The sequence below is a fragment of the bacterium genome (genome assembly GCA_016708025.1).
Classification (GTDB): Bacteria; Zixibacteria; MSB-5A5; order GN15; family FEB-12; genus FEB-12.
In genome coordinates, this window is the sequence record JADJGQ010000002.1 from 1,136,891 (window position 1) to 1,157,946 (window position 21,056).

The window sequence follows — 21,056 nt, forward strand, 5'->3', positions numbered from 1 at the left end:
CGGTTTTTTTGTTGTCTGGGCTATCATCACGCTTGATAGATTAACATTGACAACAAAGTCCGTGTTTGATATCTTGTTTCTATCTCGGGCAATTCCGGCTTCTTAATCACGCACCATGACCATACTATCTGGCCAACACAGAGCATCACTGTCTATTGCCTGAGCGGCCATTTCGCGTTTTTCAGTCAAATCTCATATGGGAAAGGACAGTTTATGTCCAGAGCTCATGCATCTATTATCACTCCATACATGATACGGCTCATCACTCTGGTCGGGGCATGTCTGGTCGCGGTTCTCTTTGTGGGAGTCAGTCAGCCACTTGCCCAGTCGCTCTTTGGCAACGGTGCAGATGGTTCGCATGGATACGGAGGCAACCACACTCTTACAAGAGACATGGACTACGCTGACCTCACGGTATTTGCAGGCGTGACGTTGTACACGAATGGTCACGTCATTCGCGTGAGTGGCACATTGCACAACTATGGGACCATCACCGACTCCTCCTCTGGCGGAAATGGTGGCGCCGGTGGCGCGGGCGGTGCCGGTGGTCATATGTCTGGTGTGACGCTGGTTCCGGGTGCAACAGGTGGTGATGGCTCTCCCGGACTGAATGGAGTTGCCGGTTCCGGAAATGGGGGGGCCGGTGGGGGAGGTGGTGGTGGCGGCGGTCCTGCGCAAGATATCCTTGTGTCCAATATAGCTAATGGGGGCAATGGCGGAATTGGAGGGAAGGGTGGTGATGGGGGTGGAAATGTTCGCATCAATGCCAGAATCCTGGAAAACACAGGTCTCATTCACGCGAACGGTTGCCCTGGCGCTCCAGGCAGCAACGGAGCGAATGGCGAGAAAGTCCATTATTACCTGCCGTTTGCTTACTTCGACATGTGCGGTGGCGGCGGCGGTGGTGGCGGCGGTGGAAGCGGCGGGAACGGCGGGATTGTGCTCATTGTGTACGATTCGCTTATCTCACTTGGCCTAGTTCAGGCAAATCGAGGAGATCCAGCCCCGGGATTCTCGGGTGGAAGTCGACTTGCTCTCTCCGGCACCAAATCCGCTACCGCCACATGGACGCACGGTGGGGACGGTGGTGATGGTGGTGGTTATCAAGGTGAAGTTGGTGCGGGAGGCGACGGTCTGGTCGGATGGGCCGGCGCATCACCAGAATACGAAGCTGGAATGGGAAACTTCGGACTGTATGGCGAGGAAGGCATCGTATCAATCACTTCGTCAGTCACTTGCTACAGCGATTTTGATGGCGACCAATGCGGCTGCTCCATTGAATCATTTGAGTTTGCTGGTGCCTGCGGCGACGGCTATGTCTCTCTGGCTGGCGACAACTGCCCATTGATAGCCAATCCCGATCAGGCTGATGCCAATGGCGATGGCATCGGCGATGCCTGCTGTTGTATCGGCACCTCTGGCAATGCTGATGGAAGTGTGGCCGAGGCCCCGGATCTTTCCGATCTGTCGCTTCTGATCTCTCATCTGACCATGACTCCGCGCCCGATATTACCTTGCCCGATCGAAGCGAATGTCGATGGCTCACCGGCGCAACCGCCGGACCTGACGGATATCTCGTTGTTGATCGCATACCTGTCGATGACTCCGCGGCCGGTATTGCCGAATTGCCCATAAGCAATGTCTGGAAGTTGCTCTGATGTAGAGAGTCAACCATTCGGGTGGCTCTCTTGTACCGTGCGCCCCAAAAATGCAATGGGCCGAAGATTGTTGCTAACAAAACGTTCCTGCCGACGCTCTTGACTATGGTGCCGTCTCGCTTTCTTGGCGGTCACTCAACCAAAGGAGTCGTGCAAATGAGAATATCGCCCTGGCGCTCAGCCTGCCAAACCTTCTGTTTAGTAATTCTGTTGGCGACCGCCAGCATCGCCCAATCCTCTCAAGCTAGGGCACTCTCGGTACCATTCACAATCGACCGACACCGGGTTATCATCCCGGCCTCGGTTAACGGCTCGAAACCTCTCAGACTAATTCTCGATACCGGGCTGCGGTTCGATGGCGTCTATCTGTTTCACCGCGACGCAGTGAATCTTATTGACACTGCTGGCGCTGTGCAGGTTCAGGTCGGCGGGGCAGGGGACGGTGCGCCCTCAACCGCGACTATGATCCAAACCGGCCGCCTGTCGTTTGGCGATGTCGAGATTCGCAATCAGAGCATTATCATTTCCCACAGCGAACATACGCAGTCATTTCCCACCGATGGTATTATTGGGTGGAACTTGTTCGGTCACTACATTGTCGAGATCGACTACGATCGGCAGGTGATCCTGCTGCACGACACGGTCGAGGTGATTTCGGATTCCGGCTGGCAGGTCATTTCGGTCGAAATGAAAAAGGACCTTCCGTTTCTGCAGGTGACTGTCGAGGTGACCGCGGGTGAGCCTGTTCCGATGGTCGTCTATATTGATTTGGCGTCCGAAGAAGCGCTTGAGTTGCTCGTTCGAGATGACCAGAAATTCCGCACACCTGACAGCCTCACCAGCCAGCTACTCGGTGTGGGACTGAGCGGAGAGATCTACGGGGAGTACGGCAGGGTCGGGCACGTCAATTTCGGAGGGTACGATCTTCACCATGTGCGCACGGCCTTTGCACCGGCAAAGACCAGATCGAAGCAAGAGGGGGCTGACGGCATATTTGGCAACGATATGATACGACGGTTTAATGTGATCTTCGATTACCCGCACACGCGGTTGTACATCAAGCCGAACAAATCCTTTGCTGATCCGTTTGAAGCGCCAGCACCGTAGCTGGGTTCGGTCGGATCATAGCCATATCAGCTTCGCCAGGCGCATTGTCGATTGAGAAAAGAAGCGCCGCCTGTAAAAGAGGTGGCGCCGTCTCTGTCCGCAGATCTCGGGTTGATCATCAGCACTCAGGCAGACAAGCATTTCCTGATCTCTCCAGAAACCCCGCTGACCGACGGGTGTTTTATATGGCCGCAATCGGACACTCCCTTAACGCTCCTTCACAAAAATCCCTGAAACTTGTCTGCAATCCGCTCCGTACCTCTACTACCACGAGTCAAAACTCATCAACCACGCCGGGAAAGAAGGTGTCTCATGAAACACAGGGATTCCCTGTCAGGTGACATCGTCACCGTAGAATTGTCCGGCAAACTGATCGCCGGCGACCAACTCACTTCATTCCTCGGGCGCGTGCAGTATTATCTGTCGCTCAACAAGAATCGATTCATAGTCGATCTGCACGATGTCGAGCGAATGAATTCAGCCGGGATCGGTGCGCTGGTGGCGGCTCACACCGCTGCGACCAGGGCGGGAGGGAAGTTCGTCCTGACGAATATCACAAGGGTTGAGGATCTGCTGAATGTCACGCAGTTGATGCGCGTCTTCGAAAGCTACGACTCCCGCGAAGAAGCCGTGACGGCTCTGCAGTAGGGGCCGTCGATTCCTCATGCTGCGCAGGCAAGCATCTATCTTGTCTTCGACCAAAAAAAGCCCACCATAAATGGTGGGCTACGATTCGATTGTCCTCCGTCGCCACGAGCGAAGTCGAGGGGACGGTTACATTAACTACACGTCCAGATTCCGCACGTACTGCGCGTTCTCCTGGATAAACCGACGGCGCGGTTCGATCTCGCTTCCCATCAGCACCGTGAACAGATTCTCCGCTGCCGCTCCCTCTTCGAGCGTCACCTGCAGCAACGTCCGCGCTTCAGGATCCATGGTGGTCTTCCAGAGCTGCTCCGGATTCATTTCACCAAGACCTTTGTAGCGCTGGATAGACACACCGCTCGATGGCATCTGCTTGAGGATCTTCTCCTTTTCAGCATCAGAGTACGCATGGAACTCCTGCTTGCCATGACGGAGACGATAGAGCGGCGGTTGGGCGATATAGACTCGACCAAGATCGACCAGTTCGCGCATATGCCGGAAGAAAAACGTCAGGATCAAAGTCCGGATGTGCGAACCATCGATATCCGCGTCTGTCATGATAATGATCTTGTGATAGCGAACCTTGCTGGCATCGAAATCTTCGCCGATCCCACAGCCGAACGCTGTGATCATGGTCCGGATCTCTTCGTTCGAAAGGATCTTATCCATCCGCGCCTTTTCGACATTGAGGATCTTCCCCTTCAGCGGGAGGATCGCCTGGAAGCGACGGTCGCGCCCCTGCTTCGCGGAACCACCGGCCGAGTCTCCCTCGACGATGTAGATCTCGCACGATTCAGGATCACGCGAGGAGCAGTCGGCCAGTTTGCCGGGGAGTGAGGCGGAGTCGAGCGCCGTTTTCCGGCGGGTCAACTCTTTCGCTTTGCGCGCCGCTTCACGAGCGGTCGCGGCGAGCACCATCTTCTCGACAATCCGTTTGCCGGTCGACGGGTTCTCTTCGAAGAACTCGTTCAGGAATTCATTGGTGACCGATTCGACGATCCCCTTAACTTCTGAGTTGCCGAGTTTGGTTTTGGTCTGACCTTCGAACTGGGGGTCGCGCACGCGAACCGACACAACGCAGGTCAACCCTTCCTTGGAATCATCACCCGTCAACTGGACAGCGTCCTTCTTGAGCAGGTTATTCTTCGTGGCGTAGTTGTTGATCGTCCGGGTCAGCGCGGTGCGGAAACCGGTCAGGTGTGTGCCACCCTCGATCGTGTTGATATTATTCACGTACGAATAGACTGACTCGGAGTAACCGTCGTTATACTGCAACGCGACCTCAACCTCAACATCATCCTTGGCGCGCGTGAAGTGGATCGGCTTGTTGAAAAGCGCTACTTTGTTTTCGTTGAGATACGTGACAAACGCGGATAGCCCGCCTTTGTAGTGATATTCTTCTTCTTTGTTATTCCGATGGTCCTTCAGCTCGATCGTGATCCCCTTGTTGAGGAACGCCAGCTCGCGAAGGCGGGATGAGACGATATCGAATTTGTATTCGACCTTGGAGAATATCTCATCATCGGCCAAAAAGCAGGTCTTCGTGCCGGTCTTTTTGGAGGCGCCGATCTTTTTCGCCTTGTATTCCGGGACACCGCGCTTGAACTCCTGTTTCCAGAGTTCGCCATCGCGCTGTACTTCCACCCAGCACCACTCGGAGAGTGCGTTAACCACCGAAACGCCGACGCCGTGCAGACCGCCGGAAACCTTGTAGGAATCATGGTCGAACTTGCCGCCGGCATGGAGCGTGCACATCACCACTTCGAGAGCGGAAACCTTCTGCTCCGGGTGGATCTCCACCGGGATCCCACGACCATTGTCCGAGACCGTGATCGAATTATCTTTGTTGATCTCGACAATCACGCGATCGCAATAGCCGGCCATCGCTTCGTCGATGGAGTTGTCGACCACCTCGTAGATCATGTGGTGCAAGCCGCGCTGGCTGACATCACCGATATACATGGCGGGGCGACGGCGGACCGCTTCGAGACCCTTCAGGACGGTAATACTTGCGGCATCATACGCGCCGCTTCCATTGCCGCCGTTTTCTGTCTCTCCTGCTTTGCCGGATGCTTTTTTCTTTTTGACGACTTCGTCGAGTTCAGTGGCCATCGCGTCTATTTTCCTCTCTCGCTAGCGACCAGTCGGATCTCTCTGATAACCCGACCGTACGGGTAGCTTCTGATCTGTCGGATGATCGATTCAAGTTCCATTGCCAGATTCTGCCGCCAGGCGGCATCGGGGACCGCAACATACAGCACACCGTCGGCATAGCGAAACGCACTCGCGCGTCGCGCGATCTGTTCGCCGACCAGCTCGGGCCACTTCTGCACCACCATCCATCCGTTGTAGGTGGGGCCAAGGCCCAGCGAACTGATCAGGGCATCGATCGCGCCGGATACCGGTTTAGGCTGCTTTTTCGGACTAACTGACACTGAAACTAGCCTCAAATTCCATATCTCTTATAACCCCGAAAGATAGCAGATGTTAAATCTAAATGCAACAGAAAAAGTCCGCACATCCTATTGTGTTACAGATGGTTAGCGGTGGTTTTTGAGATGTGATGCGGGCCGGAAATTGAGCTTCTCGATTCGCCGCCTCAAACCGCTCCGGGATCGCCGGAGGTTCGGCAATTGACGGCCGGAATAATCCATTTTTGGTGTGATTCGAGCGCAAGAAAAAGCGACGGTGAACTGTGCTCACCGCCGCCTGTGATCAAACTTCCTTGTGCGAAGATCAGCGCTTCGATGCTCTGATCGTTCCCGAACCAGTCACTCGTGTGCTGACATGCTGCGGTTCGTTGACATAGCGAATATCGCCGCTGCCGGAAATATCGCCATCGAGCGAATTCACCGCATAAACGACCGCATCACCCGATCCCGAAATATCGATCTCGACATCCTGTGCGATCAGATCGCGAGTGTCCAGTTCGCCGGAACCACTCAATTCAAGAAAAAGCTGGTCGACTTTGCCCGATGCTTCAAGACTGCCGGAACCGGACATGTGGAACGTAAACTCGTCTGCGTTCAGATTGGTTATCGTGATCTCGCCGGAACCGGAGATATCAACCTCGTCGAGCGATGCTACCGTGATCTCGATCACGCAATTCTCTTTGGTCGAGAACGAGCCATCAGCATCGATCTCCAGCGTTCGGCCGCGAACCTTGGTCTTGATATTGTCCAGGAGATTGTCATCGAAAGTCAGTGTTACTTTCTGCGGCGTGCCGATCACGATATTGATATCGACACCGAGATTTGATTCAATCCGGGTGAACTCTTTGATCGATCGTTCTTCAGTCTCAAGCTTCCCCGAACCCTTTTCAGTGCGGCCCGAAGAGAAGATATTCCAGTCACTGGCTGACACCGGCACTACCAGAGTGAAAACCAGCGCAAAAAGACAAAGAAGGGTAAGAATTCGCGGCATCGCTACCTCGCTTTAACGTGAAACGCTTTGGTTAATACCAGAGGTACGAGCCAAAGCGTTCAGAAGTTGCGCGGCGGATGCAGAAGAGATGACCGTCCGATTTCGGACAGCTATTATTCCGTCGAGCGGGGCGTCACCGATTTCAATTTCGTTCGCCCAGGATGTTTGTGTGATGGAATGAAAAAGTCCGGACCCTCCGGACGACGCATCCGGATCGTGTAGTCCTGGCATCCCTGGCACCGACGGATCTTCCCCAGCGCCTCGCGCTTGATCCTGCGACGTTTCGTATGGGTCGGCGCGTAGACCGGATCTGCGATTATCCGGTGGCCCATGAACGGGTCATTATCGTTGATGAATTTCACCCCGCGGATGACGTTGTTGGTTCCGGGTTCATAGAGCGTGGCGCCGGGACATTCGATAAAGACGTATTCATCGCTGTCGGCCGATTCCACTACGCCATCAAAGATCCCGTCGAGCTCGGTGTTACATTGCCGGCAGATCCAGGTACCGTGGTGTTGGACCAGGTCGCGGTGGCAGTTGATACATTTTTTAGCTTCATCCATGGGTACATCCTGAGGAGATTCATTCGTTTCAACAGGATGAGTGCAAGCGGTCTGCCGGGACGAGAAGGCGAGCTTATCTTGTTGCGGAAGTATCGATTACGGCTATTGGCTGAGAGTCCAACGGCTGGATTTCGGATGAAAATCTTGGGGTTTCCCAATAGTCTGTTGGGTCAGCCCTTAAACAACAGCAGGAGTGAGCAACCGGCCACCGTGAACGGGAGGACGGTCGCAAAAGGGTAGGGGAGAAGTAGCGATGCCAGCAGCGCCAGGATGACCGATGGTATCACGACATACTTGAGCGCGGCAAAAGCCAGCTGCACCAGTTTATAAACAAGCAGAAAGGCCAGGACGGCCGCGACTATGTATGCCGCGAGAAGGCCGTTCGGGCCAAAGTGGGATTCGATGAGAGTACGCAATGGGATATAGGCGGACGAGAGACTTTGCATCGTCGCTGTCACGGCCGCACCCACCGTCGCTATGAAGTCAGTCATGCCCGGCAGTTACCTCTCAGGTTTCTTCAAGTGGTTCGATCGTCAGCGATGACTCCCCAACTCGGGTCAGGCCGATCATCCGCTGCGTCAGAAAATTCTGTGTCGTGATCCACTGGTGCGAGACCTCCAGTATTTTCTGCTGGTCAATCTCAGTCTCCCAGTCCATGATGATCTGGTCGATGCATTTGTCCTCGACCACCACATCATCCATCGTCAGCGTAAACTTGACTTTCATGGCCATCTGCCTCGCTTCCATATCGTTCGCCGACAGAAATGCAAGTGGAGTGCCTTGAATTGGCATGGCCGGGATGGACGTCATGAGGTTATTGCAGGACAAGAGCTTACCGCGAATATTGTGCAGCGATTGCACCGCCCGGAAAGGATTTCATAGCGTGACCCGGAGCCGAAGAGCGAAGGGAGTATGGGGGAATGGCTACAGTCTATTGAGCCGCACAAAAAAACCTGACTCCGCCGGAGCGGAGCCAGGCCCGTTCATATTGCGAATCTGTCCCTGGTGAAACAGTGACTGTTTCACGACACCTTCCTACCGAGAGCAGACCAGTTGAGCCGCCGAATGATAGGTGAGCGTGTGGGGCCGGACTGACCGGGGAGGCTGTCCGGGGGCTGACTCAACTCTGCATGCTTTCGATCCATGCTGCGACCGAATGGGACAGCCGTCCGATCTATGCATGGAAGTTGCCTCTGCTTGTTCTCCATTGGATCTGCCTGGAGGGGATCCGGCAGCATCCTCAGGAAAACTTCCTTTCCATAGGTTTCCTCCTTTACGCGCTTCATGCCACGCAGAACGGCCATGAGGAAGCCAGTGGGGACTGACGCATAGGTTGTACGAGAAAATCCGAATCGTGTGAGGTTCGATTCGTTGCGATGAAGGGGTGATTATTCTACCGGTAAGATATTGCGTATGCTCAATTGTGTCAAGGGGAAAGAGAGGGGTTCACACGCGACCAGGCTATCGTCTCACCCCCTCCCCACCCGCGGTGCGACCAGCGAGACTGCCTTCGTCGCCAGAGGGCGAAGGGCGAGCGAAAGCGCCATCAGCGAATCACACTCATTATTGTCATCCCAGCGCGCCGCGCGAAGTTCATCTTCCAATGACCAGGTTCGTCCGGGACCATCCGGCAACTCCCATCGCTCATACGCCACCAGACCTCGCGCATGCATCAGTTCGACATTGGTCAACAGCTCCGCCTTGACTGTCGGCGTAAAGATCACCCCACTCGGCTTGAAATCATCAAGCTGCTGAAGAATAACATCGCCAAGTCCGGTAGCATCGATCACCAACTCGCCGGGGAATTCCATCTGACGTTGCCGTATTCGCTCAAGAATGATCGGCCAGTCAAGCATCTTGAATCGTTCCAGTTTGATCACGCGCGCCACACCATCGCAAACGCATATCGTGATGCCGACTGTCGCGGTCCGTTTGCGCGCAAGATCCCAGCCGGAAATGAAACGACAACCAGCGAGATCATCGGGAATAGTCAAGGTGTTGAATCGCACAAGCGCGGCATCGATATCTTTCCCCGGTATCACCTCGCCGCCGGAATCAACGAACTGACCCATGATATTTTGCTTGAGGCGGCTGTCGGAAAAGTAGGTGACCCGTTCATCCAGATAAGCGCGCGAGATGTTGCTATTATCCCGGCTGTCGCCGCGCTGGAAATAACCGGGCCGTTTCCCTTCGAATACTTCGTTCGCCCGACGGTACAACCAGTTTTTGCCGTTGGGAGTCGAGACCAGATCGAGCGTCCCTTCGCGGTCGGCCAGTCGCATCATCAGTACTTCTTCGACGACATGCTCAGCATACGGATCAAACGCTACCTCGTCATAAACGACAAAGTCATAATCATTCCCCAGCAGATGGTCGCCGCGATTCTGCGTGGTGCGGGATTCGATCGTCGCGCCATTCGCCAGCGTGATCTGCGGGAATGGAGAATGCAGTACCGACTTGATCAGCGGCTTCATCCTCTCCGAACGGCAGATGAGACGAAGTGCGTGCAACAGCACCAGATCAGCCTGGTTCTGCGTAATCGAAACCACCGCCGCACGATACCGTCCAGCCGAATCAAACCGTCGATTGCGATACCGATAGATCGCATGGTGAAGTAGCTTGACGGCAGAGACAAACGACTTCCCCCACCGATTACCGGTGACCAGAATATTCTCACGTTTGGTTGAATTAGCCAGCCAGAGCCGTTGGCCTTCGTGCAGAGTCACTCCGAGACAATGCTGGGCGAAATACGGAATATCCCGCACCCCATCATGCCAGATATTCGCTTCGACACGCGTCAGATCATCCGGCATGCGCGTTCACGAGCGACAGATTCCTCAATCAAACCGGCCTGGAAGAGTCGAAGCAGATTATCGACGCGCTTTGACTCTATCCCGATCTGGTCGGCGGCCTGATAGGCGAAACTGTTGTCGAACTCAAACCGGCACTTGCAGTCAATTCCCGCCAGCGCCAGTTCGATATTCCCGATCCACTCCAGGAAATTGGCCACCTGTGCCTGCACCGAACGCACCTGGCGCATCACGATATCGAATTTGAAATCCGACCAGGTCGTGGTGGCACCGTACGAATAGCCGAGCAAAAATGGCGCGAGATTGGTCCCGGCGCAGATATCTTCGATCAGCGCGCGATGATTGATAAACCAGCTATTGGTCACCCCGCGCGCGGTTTCCGGCCCGATATAGTCGATCGTCACATTATCCCAGGTGACCGGGTTGTCATCGACCTCGCACTCGCGGATCATGGAGACGGTCGAATCGAAATAGCGATTGATCCGCTCGGTGTACGCATTGTCGGATTCTCCCGCCATTCGCTCCGGTGGCGTGATCTTCACATGCAACCGGCTGTAACCGGCGTTATGTTGCGCCCGCTGAAGATCCCGGATCAACTGCTGCTCGATATAGGCGATAAACGGGATCGGATGCAATATCGACCGCCCGAATGGCTCGCTGATCGTGTTGGTCAGCGCGACATACTTGAAATCTGCACGGTCCAGCGGCAGGGTGACCTCGCCATTGTCGTACAGCAGACGCGGGCCTTGCGAGGTTTGCTCGCCACGCAAATGTATCGCATCGACCGGCACAAACTGGTCGACTCCGGAACCATCGGGAAGGATCGTCAGGAACCCGCCGAATATCCCATCGCGGTAGAGCGAACTGAACAGGTCGGGAAGCATGGTCGCTACCCCCATGCGGTGACCATTGGTCACTTTCAAAATCCGCTCGGACAACTGATCAAGTCTCCGGAGCGGTCGCGATCCGTTCTCGTTATCAACAGTCGGCTGACCATCGGGGGAGAGAATCACGAATTTCCCCGGAGCCGATGAAAGCCGCGCCCAGGTCCAGATGCAGGACGAGATGATCGGAATCTGGTCGGCCAGAAAGCGGTAGAGTTGGCGACGGTACCTTCCGGACTGCAGATCATCGCGGGAGAGGGCGAGCATCCGGTTCAGGTTGTCGGTGGTAAGGGATGGTTTCTGTTTGACGGCGGTGGCCAGGTGAGTGATGGACATTGGATCCTCCTTATATAAAGGGGGAGCCACCCCTGAGCACTAGCAAGTGTAATACGAAGGGAGGAACACATCTATTCGAACTGACTGCCGACTATTCACAATTGACCTGCCGGTGAATGCCCCCTTCATTGACTTCCCCATTCCACTTTCTTATACTTCATACACAACCTTCAACCAGACCAAGAGACTATGAAAACGTTTCTTCTCACCCTCTTTCTCCTCGGAGTTGCCGCGATGGTGCATGCCGATCAACCGACACCGCTCCCCGATTTTGATTCGCTCTGGAATTTCAACAAACCGGCGGAGACCGAAACCGCTTTCCGGGCGATTCTCGCCACCCCCGAAGCTACCAGCGACAAAGCGTATAGCGCGGAACTGATGACCCAGATCGCACGAACACTGGGCCTTCAACAGAAATTCACCGAAGCCCATGCGCTGCTTGATACCGTGAAAGCACTCCTCCCCGAGGCTGGCCCGCGCGCCTATCTTCGCTATCTGCTCGAGCGGGGGAGAGTCTTTAATTCATCGAAACAGACTGAAAGTGCGCTCCCTCTCTTTGTCGAGGCCTGGAATAAGGGAGAGGCCGGAGGATTCGATAATCTGGCGGTCGATGCTGCGCACATGTGTGCGATCGCCGCGCCCCCTGACCAGAAGCTTGCCTGGAATCTCAAAGCGATCGCCCTGGCGGAAAAGTCTGAGGATCCCAAAGCCCGCAAATGGCTCGGCTCACTCTACAACAATATCGGGTGGGACTATTTCGAACAGAAGCAGTATGACCTCGCTCTCGATATGTTCACCAAAGCGGTCGCGTTTCGCGACCTGATGAACCAGCCGACCCAGCTCCGCATCGCCAAATGGTCTGTGGCCAAAACCTACCGCATGCTCGGTAAAATCGAAACCGCGCTGGAGATGCAGCGGCAACTCGAGATCGAATGGCAGGAATCCGGCGAGGATCAGGATGGCTACGTGTTCGAAGAGATCGCCGAGTGTCTGCTTGCGCTGGAGCGCACTGAGGATGCCATCCCGTATTTCGCCAAAGCCTACGAACTTCTCTCCAAAGATGAGTGGTTGGTGCGGGATGAACTCCCACGCCTTGAGCGGATGAAAGAGCTGGGGAGAGTGAAGTAGGGGGGATAGGGGGCGTCAGGTCACACTTCGAAGCAACTCTCACCTATCGCTCATTGATGGTTAATGGTAGCCAGTGGGCTTCGAAGCAGGACCTGACGCAACGTTTTGAACGTCCCGGCTCTCATTCATACCCACTAGTTGTTCCGTCAGGTCTTATCGCTCTCCGAACTTCTCAACGCCAGCTCTGTCTTCACTGGGAAGGCGAGACCTCTGTTGTTCCGTCAGGTCCTAGCGCTCTCCTTACTTCTCAAGGCAGACTGCGTTCTCATAGAGAGCGCGAGACCTGACGGCCCCAATCACCCCCCTTTCCGGACAAACTCAGTTCTGGATACCCCCTTCCACCAGAAAAGAACCCGATATTCTTGTTGGCGAATCTCCCAAAATAGGCGTATATATCCGGTATGGGAGACGCAGTCAAACAGCTCGAAATCGAGATCAAGCTTAAGCTTGAATCGTTCACCGATTACCTCAAACTGATCGGCTACCTTGGACAGATCGAGTCCGAGGATCACCATATCAACGCCTTTTTCGACACCGAGGACCGCCAGCTCGCCCGCGCCGGATGGGCGCTCCGCGTCCGCGCCGAAAACAAACGCGGCCTGGTCACGATCAAGTCGATCCCAACGACCGAGGGAGCCGCGGTGGTTCGCCAGGAGATCGAGGCCGAGATCCCCCGCGGTGTTGCCTACGAGGTCATCGGCCTGCGCGAAAACCTGCTCGATATCCAGATCATGCCGATCGATTATCTCAAGCAGCAATTCCCCAATATGACCCTGGCGAAACTGATCCAGTTCGAAAATGTCCGCCAGAAAAAGCTCTTCCGCATCGGCGGCGACAACTACCTGCTCGAGGTCGACAAAACCATGTACACCGATGGTTCGGTTGATTACGAGCTCGAGGTTGAACTGCACGATATGGAGCGGATCGAGACGGTGGAGGACCACCTGCGCAAACTGTTTGCTTCGCTGGCGATCCCGTTTGAACATCAGACCGAATCCAAATTCGCCCGCGCCCTCAAACGCGCCAAGATCTACTAAGTAAAGCACGACTCCGATTTAACGGCACAACCCCATGGTTCTGCCGTTTTTGTTTGTGCCTCCCCAATGTTGCATCAATCAGTCCTTCGCACTGGCGAAGAAGTGCAGACGAGGACTCTGGCATGAGCGCGAGACCTGACGGCTCTTCTTACCCCCTCACACATCTCTCACCGACTTCAACGCCCGCAATCTCCTGAAAATATCCGTGTACTCCCGCACCACCTGACGTTCCGCTTCCGACAGCGACTCGAGCAAAGGAATGCCAAGACGCATCACTGTCCGGATGATATCCGAATTCGTCCGATCCAGATCGATCGCCAACTGATCCAAACGACTTTTCGTCTCATACGTGATCCGAACCACCAGCACATGTTCGTGTTGATGCTCCGTTCTTGGTGATGCTATATTCTGCGTCTGATCGACGTTGTCCGGCTCGCTGATAATCTGTTTCCCGGCCTGCATGGTTTTGTTCTCCCTCAGTGATAACGTTGATGTGATTTGACCGTCTGGCAGCTCTTGATACTGATCCCGAATTCCGCTCGCAATTTGCGGAGCAGGATACGCCACGGGCGTTTCGGATCGCGCGTGGCGATCAGATGATCGATCTCAGACCGTCGCGTCGACAGGCAGATGAGACATTGCTCGCGTGGCAAACTATTGATCCCGAACCGCTCTTCGACATACGCCCCAAGCAGCTTGATCAGTCGTTTCATGGCGCTTCGATGAACCGTCTCCATCCGCGCGGGCGTAAGCTGCATTGAGTCGGCAATGGCGGACAGATCTTCAAACCGAAGGTAGTACCGTTCGACCAACAGCCGTTCGGCCGGCTCAAGTTTCTCGATCGCCGCGCGAACATGAGCGCTGATCGATTCCGCGCTGTCAGGCTCTGTCGAATCTCCGTCCTGTCTGTCGGACAGCGCCCCGGCACTGTCGGTCGCCCAGTTACGATACGTGATGCGGTGTTTCGCCATACTTCTCCTCCTGGCCGGGCTGCAATCGGCTTCCTAATTCGGTCCGGTCGCCCGACCTGTTGTTTTGGGCAAACAAGTCGGAGCGGGGGCGCCAGACAAGGACATGACTGTCACAAAGATATTGGGGGATAAGGGGATAGCAGTATCACGTGATTCACTTCCGGCGATTCCCGGCGCGAAAACTTCCTGACTGCATGCTTTTTGCGTATACTCGAAGAGAATGATAGGGGCTGAATAACTTGAGCGGCAGAGACGTCCCCGTCTTAATTGAGCGGCAGACGTCCTCGTCTGCCCTTCTTCAGCGGAACGGGCAGAGCAGGAGCTCTGCCGCGCAAATGCAGTAACAAAACCCCGTAGCGCACCATTCATGGTGCGGTTGAGAGGCCGATTGGAACAGCAGCCATATTCTCGCGAAACGATCTACCCGCATCCCGGCGACACCCGCGAATTGTCGATCGACCGCTTCCGCTCAGACAGCGGCAACGACAATTTCCGCACCGTCTTCATGACCTGGGTATCGCTCTCCATTCTGGTGATCCTCTATCCCGGCATATCGCTGGCGGGGATCGGCGAGGATCCCACTATCCTGCTCAAATCGCTCGATTCGTTTATGCTGATGCTCCTCCTGGTCACGACCATCATTTTCCAGTGGGCGATCTTTTCGGTCAATTACCTTTCGGTCCGCACCGAAGGTACCGGGCTTGCGGGTATCGGCTTTACCAAATTCCGCGGGATCTATATTGCGTGGGGAGTTGCGTTTCTGCTGGCGGCAAACCTCTTGTTGGCGGGAGTCGCCTGGGTGTTGGGGCAGATCGGTATGCCGCTCTCCGGCGATGTTATCATGCTGGTCCCGACCGACCCGATAGGCAAAGTTGTCTGGGTGATGGTTTCGATCACGGCCGGTGTCTGCGAAGAGACCGCGTTTCGCGGCTACCTGATGACGCGCCTTCGCCTGGTCGGACGCATGAACTCATGGGTGATCCCGACGATCATTTCGGCGGTCGCGTTCGGCGCCTGTCACGCCTATCAGGGGATGCCCGGCTTTATCGCCATCACAATTTACGGAGCACTTTTTTCGATACTGTATATCCGGACCGGTTCTATCTGGCCGGGGATAATCGCGCACTCACTGCAGGATCTCGGCGCCCTCATCTGGCCACTGACGATTCTGTCATCAGATAATCGTCTGCCTCAATGTATGCGAGGAGGCGGGCAACCTTTACCTGTCATCCCAAGCCTTGCCCGGCAGTGCCCTGACACTTTGCGCGGCCGACGTCCGCGTCTGCCCGTTCACGTCAAGGCGTGGCGCTCCCCATCGCCTACGAGCGACATTTCTTAGATCAAGTTGAAAGCCTACCTCACCAGCACCATTTTCTTCGTCGAACTGAATTTCCCCGCTTCAAGACGATAGAAGTAGATTCCAGTACTGACTCCGTTACCGTTCGCGTCGCGGCCATCCCACGTCACCCGATGTTCCCCCGCCGACAGCATCCCATCAACCAGTCGCGTCACTTCCTGTCCCAACAGATTGTACACTGTCAATCGAACCGATGCGCGACTCGGCAACGTGAACGATATCTCAGTCGAGGGATTAAACGGATTCGGATAATTCTGCTTCAGCGCAAATTCCGATGGCAACCGCGGATCATCATCCTCGACATCGGTCGGCAGATAGAGATAAACATTCCCCCAGATCGCCGCGCCGGTCGCGCGCGGATCAACCCAGGTTGCCCAGAGCCGTCCATGCGAGGCCGCCATCGATGGCGCGCTCATATACTCCGGCGTCGTCACCGAAAACGGCAGACTGGCGGCCAGCGGCGCATACAGATTACTGTAAATTCGATATCGTAGTTGACTGCTCCCACTGCGGCGGTCGAGCCATCCGGTCGTAACATACCCCTGTTCATCGAAATCAACCGTCGGCTGACTTGGATTCGCGGCAATATTATCCGAAACCAATGTTGCTACCTGAAGTATCGCGCTCGCGCGGCTGATGATTGTCAGGTAAAGCTCCTTGGTTGCCAGTCCCGAAGTAGTCCAGAGCAATCCGATAGCGCCGGAGTCGTTGATTGCCGCCGCCATCTCATCGATATTCGCACCACCCACAGTCGATGTATAGCCAAATGTCCCACCGGCGGTTTTGTCGGCATTGTACCATGCACCACGAACGCGCGGCGTCGTGCGGCCATTGTCGAGCCAGCAAACATAAAACCGATTCTGTGCATCCCGCCCGACATGCAGTTTGACTATCTGACTATCCGATGCCGATGTTGATATCAAAAACTCCGCGCCATCGATCTGTCCAGTGGAAGTCAGCCATCGGCCATAGACCTGCGGCGATGAACCGCGGCTATCAATCCAGGCAACCAGGCCGCGACCGTTTTTCGCCAGTGCGGCGCGCGGCATCGTTTTTCCATCGCCGAGAGTTGAGTCAGATATCGTGAACTCATCCGATTTTGGGATACCATAGTCAGACAGATATCGCGCGAACACCCGCTGCCCCGGCACACCTGAGATCGCGCGCCCATCCACCCAAACAGCGATATTCACCGTGTCGCCATCCGCCGCGGAGGGTTCCGACTGGAGATTTGCGCCGGAGTCACCATTCAATTTGCGATTTGGTCCGACCGGAGTCGCAGTATGCGCGACCAGTTGCGCGAAAATATCGCCGCCATCGTTCCGTCGATCCGCAAAAACCACCAGATCGTACCAATCGGTGACCGAAACCACCGAGGGTGAACTTGCCGGCGCTCCTTGCGTATCGTCATTCAGCGTGCGCGGCGAAACCATCAACTGCCCACCGAGAGAATCAAACTGATGAAAAAAGATATCTGCATCATCGGCGCTGAATTCGGTCCAGCCTATCCCAAAACGATTCGCCGAGAAGAACTCCACCGCGGGAGACCAACGCTGTCCAACCGATGGGCTATACAGATCGAGAATCCCGGTCAACGGAAGCAGACTGGTGGAGTACCGTCGCGCGACAATCGCGATCTCAGCACCATAACTTCCCCATCCGGCCAGCAGTTGACCATTCGGCGTGACTGTCAGATCAAGATCCCAGGCGGCGATAGCACCATCCCCCGCCGAAGCCATCACATTGCTCCCAGTCAAACCGGTAGTCGGGTTGAATGTCTGAAGGTAAACTTCCTGACCATCGCGAAGGTCGATCCACCCGATCGTGTAATGTCCGGTGGCCGAATATCCGATCTGCGGAGTAAATTGCAGCGAATCAGCCGCGGAAGGTGGGACGATCGTAAACTCAGCGGCAACAGCGGTTCCTGCGCCGGTATATTGTCGCACATACAGATCAGCATCGACCGACCGGTAATCTTCCCACGCGATCAGGTAGCCGGAATTCGGCTGGACCGCAACCTCAGGCGCCCAATGCGCATTGCTGGCAGCGTCAGAATTGACAATCGTTGGCGAGATAACCGAAACACCAGTATTCGAGTATATCCGCATCTGAATTGTGTTACCGCTGATATCGTAATTCTCCCAGACGACCACGAGTCGGCCATCGGGGTAGATATCAACATCATACAGTCCGGCGAATGCACCATTGGTCGTATCGTTGACCAGAAACGGTGCCAGATCAACTGCCAGCGCGCTGGTGTAGCGCGCACCATAAAGCAATCCATTGGTGCGGTCGCGATAGAAAAGAAAAACGCGCCCCGATGTATCCACCGCTATTTTCGGATCAACTATCTCTGCGCCGACTGTCGACCCGATCATCATCTGATTCGCGCCGGAGAGCGAACCAAGAGAATCAACTAACTGCAGGAATATCTTTTTCGCCCCATCCCGTTCATCCTGCCAGACCGTCACCCACTGACCGTTTTTCATTTTGGCCACTGAGACAACATCCTGGGTAAAATGAGCAGGAGAGCCGATCTCGGAGATCCGAAGGTCAACGGCCGCAGGAGAGACGAGACTGGACTGTCCGATTGCGGTAAGGGTGGCGCGACTGTCCGGATTCGGGACAGTGACCTGTTCCTGATGTTGCCTCGCTCGTTCTGCCGAGGAAAGCGCGGCCTGTGTAACCGAGGGTATAACCAGAAAGAAGAGGATCAGATTTCTCAATAGAAACATTGACCACCACACCTTTTGCGCTTGGATAATTGTCGTAGGGCAATTGCCCCGCTCCGGGCTCCCCGAGGTTTGGCACCGAAGCCGTAACTTATTGTGAGGGCATCACATAATAGGCTCCAGAACCGAATCGAGCAAGCTAATAATAGTATCGGCATTGCGGGAGTAAGTTGCAGCGCAATTACTTGGACCCACCTAATTGAATGCCGCGCAAATCTTTGGCGCAACTTTGGCCCCGCCCAGTCGTACTCTAAGCTAAAGGATAACAGGCGGCTTGCATTGGCGGCCGCTGGGAAAGTCGATTTGAAACTATGTCGCTGACGGAAAATGTACCATCCTCCGGACTTGAGCACCCCTGGGATAGCGGGTCCGGTGATGGAAGAAAAGGATAGTCCAGGCATACTATGAGCATGCGTATTCAAAATCGAGTTGCAGGACAGGGAGTGATTCTGGTTCTCCTCTTCGCGCTGGTGACGCCGGTCGCGATCTGGGCACAACCCGCTCCACCGCCGACCCCTTCATTTGAGGAACGCGCGCGCAAGAAAACCACACTCGACCGCGAATCGAAAGAGGTCGCGGATGAATACGCCGATATCCTGGTTGAACTCAATTCGCTGATCGCCGACTATCGCGAATATCTCTCGGAATCAGATTCCAAAACGATCACCAAATATCTCGCCAAACTGGATAATCTCAATGACAATCTCGATCGTCGTCTGTATGTGAAAGATCGCGACCAGTTGGTGATCGATCTGACCGCGCATGTCGAGGATCTGGAGAAGATCGAGCAGTACATAGAAGAATCTGAGGAGATCTTCCCGATTCGCATTCTCAAACTGGTCAGCAGTTTGGGGCGTGATTTCTCCAACATCAATGATCTGTTGCAGGATGATCTGGTAGAGCGCCTGGCCGAGGTGCGAGCCAACCAGAGAGATCTCCAGGCCACGATCGACGAATTACTCGATGGAATGATGGGGGAAGAACGCGGCGGCCACCCCGTTATTGTCACTATCCCGAGAATCAATGAAAAGGCGATCCAGGAGATGCAGGAGCAGGCCGAGGCGATGGCGGATCAGGCGGCCAAACTGGCCGAAAAATCAGCCAAGGCGAAATCCAAATCCTCCGGCAAAACCAATGAGTCTCCGATCATTATCGATCTTTCGGATTTCGATGAAAGCGATTTTGTCTGGGCCGGCTCTGGTACCTCCAAAGAGATCGAGGATACCCTTCAGGTCACCAACCCGCGCCTGCCGATCAGGATCAATAATCAACTGGGCGCCGTGACTGTATCGGGCACGACCTCCAAACAGATCATTGCCAAACTGACCGCCGAGATCTCCGCCGACTCCCGTTCGCAGGAGAAAAAGCTCCTTTCCGAGATCGAATTGAAACTGGAATCCGTTCCCGGCGGCTATGCCATTACCGCCACCGCCCCCCGACAGGGAAGAATCAACAACGACTGCCGCATCATCAGCAATTCACTCGAAGTCTTTCTGCCGTCGAGCAACCCGGTCGTGGTGAACAGCTCCTTTGGCTCGGTGACAGTTGCCGACCTGAACAGCGGTGTAGAGATAGAGGCCAATTACGCGCCGGTCGAGGTTGATGGTGTCAAGGGAGGCGTGACAGTCTCCAACAATATGGGGCAGATCGAACTGATGAACTGCAGCGGGCCGATCCGGGTGAAAAACGGATACGCGCCGATCGTGCTCGAGGCATGTACCGGCCAGCTCAGTATTGAAAATTCCTATAGCGAAGTTGGCCTCGATGGTTGCTCCGGTGAAACGGTCGTGCGCAACTCGGGCGTCGTGAAAATCACCGACCATACCGGCAATGTGCGCATCAGCAACTCGTTCGGTCCGATCGATGTCGATGGTCTCGCCGGAAATCTGATCGCGGCTAACCAATTCCAGCCCCTCTCCGTTCGTGATATCAAGGGGACGGTCTCGGTCGAGAATGCCAACTCCAATATCGATCTCGCCAATATCAGCGGCCAACTGACCGCCACCAATAAATTCGGTTTGATCCAGGCCGAGGATCTGGCCGGTCCCGTCCATCTCAACAATCAGAACGGCAATATCTATCTTGAGATGGATGACCGCTTTAAGGGGAGCTCGTGGGTGCAGACCAGCTTTGGCAATGTTGAACTCATTATTTCCGAAAGATCGAATTTCTGGGTGAAGGCCAAAACCACCTTTGGCGAGATAGTCAGTGACATTCCATTCAAACTCGATGATTTCGGCACGGGCAAGTCAGGCTCCTTCAAACTTGGTCGGGCGAGCGATTCGCTCACGATCAACGGCCAAAACACCACCATTACCATCAGCGGCTCGAAATAACTCTTCTGATCGATACAATACCATAAAGAAACAGCCGGTCTTGCGACCGGCTGTTTTGATATCTGCCGT

18 protein-coding genes are annotated in these 21,056 nt (G+C 55.0%); 7 read left to right on the forward strand and 11 right to left on the reverse strand.

The genetic code is table 11. From position 1 onward, the window contains the following. Positions 1-213: 213 nt before the first annotated feature. The 3 genes from IPH75_11095 (at position 214) to IPH75_11105 (ending at position 3,413) form a co-directional block, all read left to right on the forward strand. Complete coding sequence (locus IPH75_11095; GenBank protein MBK7142615.1) at positions 214-1,635, forward strand: hypothetical protein; 1,422 nt, start codon at positions 214-216, stop codon at positions 1,633-1,635. A 179-nt stretch (positions 1,636-1,814) separates the two neighbouring features. Further along, positions 1,815-2,765, forward strand: coding sequence for an aspartyl protease family protein (locus IPH75_11100; protein MBK7142616.1), 951 nt, complete (start codon positions 1,815-1,817; stop codon positions 2,763-2,765). 312 nt (positions 2,766-3,077) lie between these two features. Next, positions 3,078-3,413: an STAS domain-containing protein gene (locus tag IPH75_11105; protein MBK7142617.1), complete on the forward strand. Its 336-nt coding sequence runs from the start codon at positions 3,078-3,080 to the stop codon at positions 3,411-3,413. Between the two features lie 135 nt (positions 3,414-3,548). On the opposite strand, the gene gyrB is transcribed toward IPH75_11105, so the two are convergent. The 8 genes from gyrB to IPH75_11145 form a co-directional block, all read right to left on the reverse strand. Next, positions 3,549-5,522: a DNA topoisomerase (ATP-hydrolyzing) subunit B gene (gyrB, locus tag IPH75_11110; GenBank protein ID MBK7142618.1), complete on the reverse strand. Its 1,974-nt coding sequence runs from the start codon at positions 5,520-5,522 to the stop codon at positions 3,549-3,551. Positions 5,523-5,527: 5 nt separating this feature from the next. Continuing rightward, on the reverse strand, positions 5,528-5,860 hold the full coding sequence (locus IPH75_11115; protein ID MBK7142619.1) for a DUF721 domain-containing protein: 333 nt from the start codon (positions 5,858-5,860) through the stop codon (positions 5,528-5,530). A 286-nt stretch (positions 5,861-6,146) separates the two neighbouring features. Continuing rightward, positions 6,147-6,833: a DUF2807 domain-containing protein gene (locus IPH75_11120; GenBank protein MBK7142620.1), complete on the reverse strand. Its 687-nt coding sequence runs from the start codon at positions 6,831-6,833 to the stop codon at positions 6,147-6,149. Between the two features lie 113 nt (positions 6,834-6,946). Then, positions 6,947-7,396 (reverse strand): hypothetical protein, encoded by a 450-nt coding sequence (locus tag IPH75_11125; GenBank protein MBK7142621.1) that lies wholly within the window; start codon positions 7,394-7,396, stop codon positions 6,947-6,949. Between the two features lie 170 nt (positions 7,397-7,566). Then, positions 7,567-7,887 carry a hypothetical protein gene (locus IPH75_11130; protein ID MBK7142622.1) on the reverse strand — a complete coding sequence of 107 codons (321 nt, stop codon included), beginning with the start codon at positions 7,885-7,887 and terminating at the stop codon, positions 7,567-7,569. 16 nt (positions 7,888-7,903) lie between these two features. Continuing rightward, positions 7,904-8,128 carry a hypothetical protein gene (locus IPH75_11135; protein ID MBK7142623.1) on the reverse strand — a complete coding sequence of 75 codons (225 nt, stop codon included), beginning with the start codon at positions 8,126-8,128 and terminating at the stop codon, positions 7,904-7,906. A 737-nt stretch (positions 8,129-8,865) separates the two neighbouring features. After that, on the reverse strand, positions 8,866-10,209 hold the full coding sequence (locus IPH75_11140; protein ID MBK7142624.1) for a hypothetical protein: 1,344 nt from the start codon (positions 10,207-10,209) through the stop codon (positions 8,866-8,868). Beyond that, positions 10,194-11,426 (reverse strand): hypothetical protein, encoded by a 1,233-nt coding sequence (locus IPH75_11145; GenBank protein MBK7142625.1) that lies wholly within the window; start codon positions 11,424-11,426, stop codon positions 10,194-10,196. The genes IPH75_11140 and IPH75_11145 overlap by 16 nt, the downstream gene beginning before the upstream one ends. Positions 11,427-11,615: 189 nt before the next feature. Here IPH75_11145 and IPH75_11150 point away from each other — a divergent pair, with 189 nt between their 5' ends. After that, the gene (locus IPH75_11150; GenBank protein ID MBK7142626.1) at positions 11,616-12,554 is read left to right on the forward strand and encodes a hypothetical protein; all 939 of its coding nucleotides are present in this window, start codon (positions 11,616-11,618) and stop codon (positions 12,552-12,554) included. 401 nt (positions 12,555-12,955) lie between these two features. Beyond that, positions 12,956-13,591 carry a CYTH domain-containing protein gene (locus tag IPH75_11155; GenBank protein MBK7142627.1) on the forward strand — a complete coding sequence of 212 codons (636 nt, stop codon included), beginning with the start codon at positions 12,956-12,958 and terminating at the stop codon, positions 13,589-13,591. A gap of 156 nt (positions 13,592-13,747) precedes the next feature. Here IPH75_11155 and IPH75_11160 read toward each other — a convergent pair whose 3' ends face one another. Together IPH75_11160 and IPH75_11165 are read right to left on the reverse strand one after the other, a co-directional pair. Beyond that, positions 13,748-14,053, reverse strand: a complete 306-nt coding sequence (locus IPH75_11160) for a hypothetical protein (GenBank protein MBK7142628.1) — start codon at positions 14,051-14,053, stop codon at positions 13,748-13,750. 14 nt (positions 14,054-14,067) lie between these two features. Then, on the reverse strand, positions 14,068-14,562 hold the full coding sequence (locus IPH75_11165) for a hypothetical protein (GenBank protein ID MBK7142629.1): 495 nt from the start codon (positions 14,560-14,562) through the stop codon (positions 14,068-14,070). Positions 14,563-14,929: 367 nt separating this feature from the next. On the opposite strand from IPH75_11165, the gene IPH75_11170 reads away from it, so the two are divergent. Beyond that, positions 14,930-15,901: a CPBP family intramembrane metalloprotease gene (locus tag IPH75_11170; GenBank protein ID MBK7142630.1), complete on the forward strand. Its 972-nt coding sequence runs from the start codon at positions 14,930-14,932 to the stop codon at positions 15,899-15,901. Between the two features lie 14 nt (positions 15,902-15,915). Here the strand turns inward: IPH75_11170 and IPH75_11175 are convergent, their stop codons facing one another. Then, positions 15,916-18,654: a T9SS type A sorting domain-containing protein gene (locus tag IPH75_11175; protein MBK7142631.1), complete on the reverse strand. Its 2,739-nt coding sequence runs from the start codon at positions 18,652-18,654 to the stop codon at positions 15,916-15,918. 401 nt (positions 18,655-19,055) lie between these two features. Between IPH75_11175 and IPH75_11180 the strand changes: the two genes are divergently transcribed. After that, positions 19,056-20,987 carry a hypothetical protein gene (locus IPH75_11180; protein MBK7142632.1) on the forward strand — a complete coding sequence of 644 codons (1,932 nt, stop codon included), beginning with the start codon at positions 19,056-19,058 and terminating at the stop codon, positions 20,985-20,987. The last annotated feature ends 69 nt before the right edge of the window (positions 20,988-21,056 follow it).

What these genes read in the sequence shown, in the direction of transcription:
- IPH75_11180 (MBK7142632.1), top strand. Translation starts at nt 19,056, where the DNA reads ATGAGCATGCGTATTCAAAATCGAGTTGCAGGACAGGGAGTGATTCTG.
- IPH75_11150 (MBK7142626.1), top strand. Translation starts at nt 11,616, where the DNA reads ATGAAAACGTTTCTTCTCACCCTCTTTCTCCTCGGAGTTGCCGCGATG.
- IPH75_11175 (MBK7142631.1), bottom strand. Translation starts at nt 18,654, where the DNA reads ATGTTTCTATTGAGAAATCTGATCCTCTTCTTTCTGGTTATACCCTCG.
- IPH75_11155 (MBK7142627.1), top strand. Translation starts at nt 12,956, where the DNA reads ATGGGAGACGCAGTCAAACAGCTCGAAATCGAGATCAAGCTTAAGCTT.
- IPH75_11170 (MBK7142630.1), top strand. Translation starts at nt 14,930, where the DNA reads ATGGTGCGGTTGAGAGGCCGATTGGAACAGCAGCCATATTCTCGCGAA.
- IPH75_11095 (MBK7142615.1), top strand. Translation starts at nt 214, where the DNA reads ATGTCCAGAGCTCATGCATCTATTATCACTCCATACATGATACGGCTC.
- IPH75_11140 (MBK7142624.1), bottom strand. Translation starts at nt 10,209, where the DNA reads ATGCCGGATGATCTGACGCGTGTCGAAGCGAATATCTGGCATGATGGG.
- IPH75_11145 (MBK7142625.1), bottom strand. Translation starts at nt 11,426, where the DNA reads ATGTCCATCACTCACCTGGCCACCGCCGTCAAACAGAAACCATCCCTT.
- IPH75_11135 (MBK7142623.1), bottom strand. Translation starts at nt 8,128, where the DNA reads ATGGCCATGAAAGTCAAGTTTACGCTGACGATGGATGATGTGGTGGTC.
- IPH75_11100 (MBK7142616.1), top strand. Translation starts at nt 1,815, where the DNA reads ATGAGAATATCGCCCTGGCGCTCAGCCTGCCAAACCTTCTGTTTAGTA.
- IPH75_11165 (MBK7142629.1), bottom strand. Translation starts at nt 14,562, where the DNA reads ATGGCGAAACACCGCATCACGTATCGTAACTGGGCGACCGACAGTGCC.
- IPH75_11105 (MBK7142617.1), top strand. Translation starts at nt 3,078, where the DNA reads ATGAAACACAGGGATTCCCTGTCAGGTGACATCGTCACCGTAGAATTG.
- IPH75_11120 (MBK7142620.1), bottom strand. Translation starts at nt 6,833, where the DNA reads ATGCCGCGAATTCTTACCCTTCTTTGTCTTTTTGCGCTGGTTTTCACT.
- gyrB (MBK7142618.1), bottom strand. Translation starts at nt 5,522, where the DNA reads ATGGCCACTGAACTCGACGAAGTCGTCAAAAAGAAAAAAGCATCCGGC.
- IPH75_11130 (MBK7142622.1), bottom strand. Translation starts at nt 7,887, where the DNA reads ATGACTGACTTCATAGCGACGGTGGGTGCGGCCGTGACAGCGACGATG.
- IPH75_11125 (MBK7142621.1), bottom strand. Translation starts at nt 7,396, where the DNA reads ATGGATGAAGCTAAAAAATGTATCAACTGCCACCGCGACCTGGTCCAA.
- IPH75_11160 (MBK7142628.1), bottom strand. Translation starts at nt 14,053, where the DNA reads ATGCAGGCCGGGAAACAGATTATCAGCGAGCCGGACAACGTCGATCAG.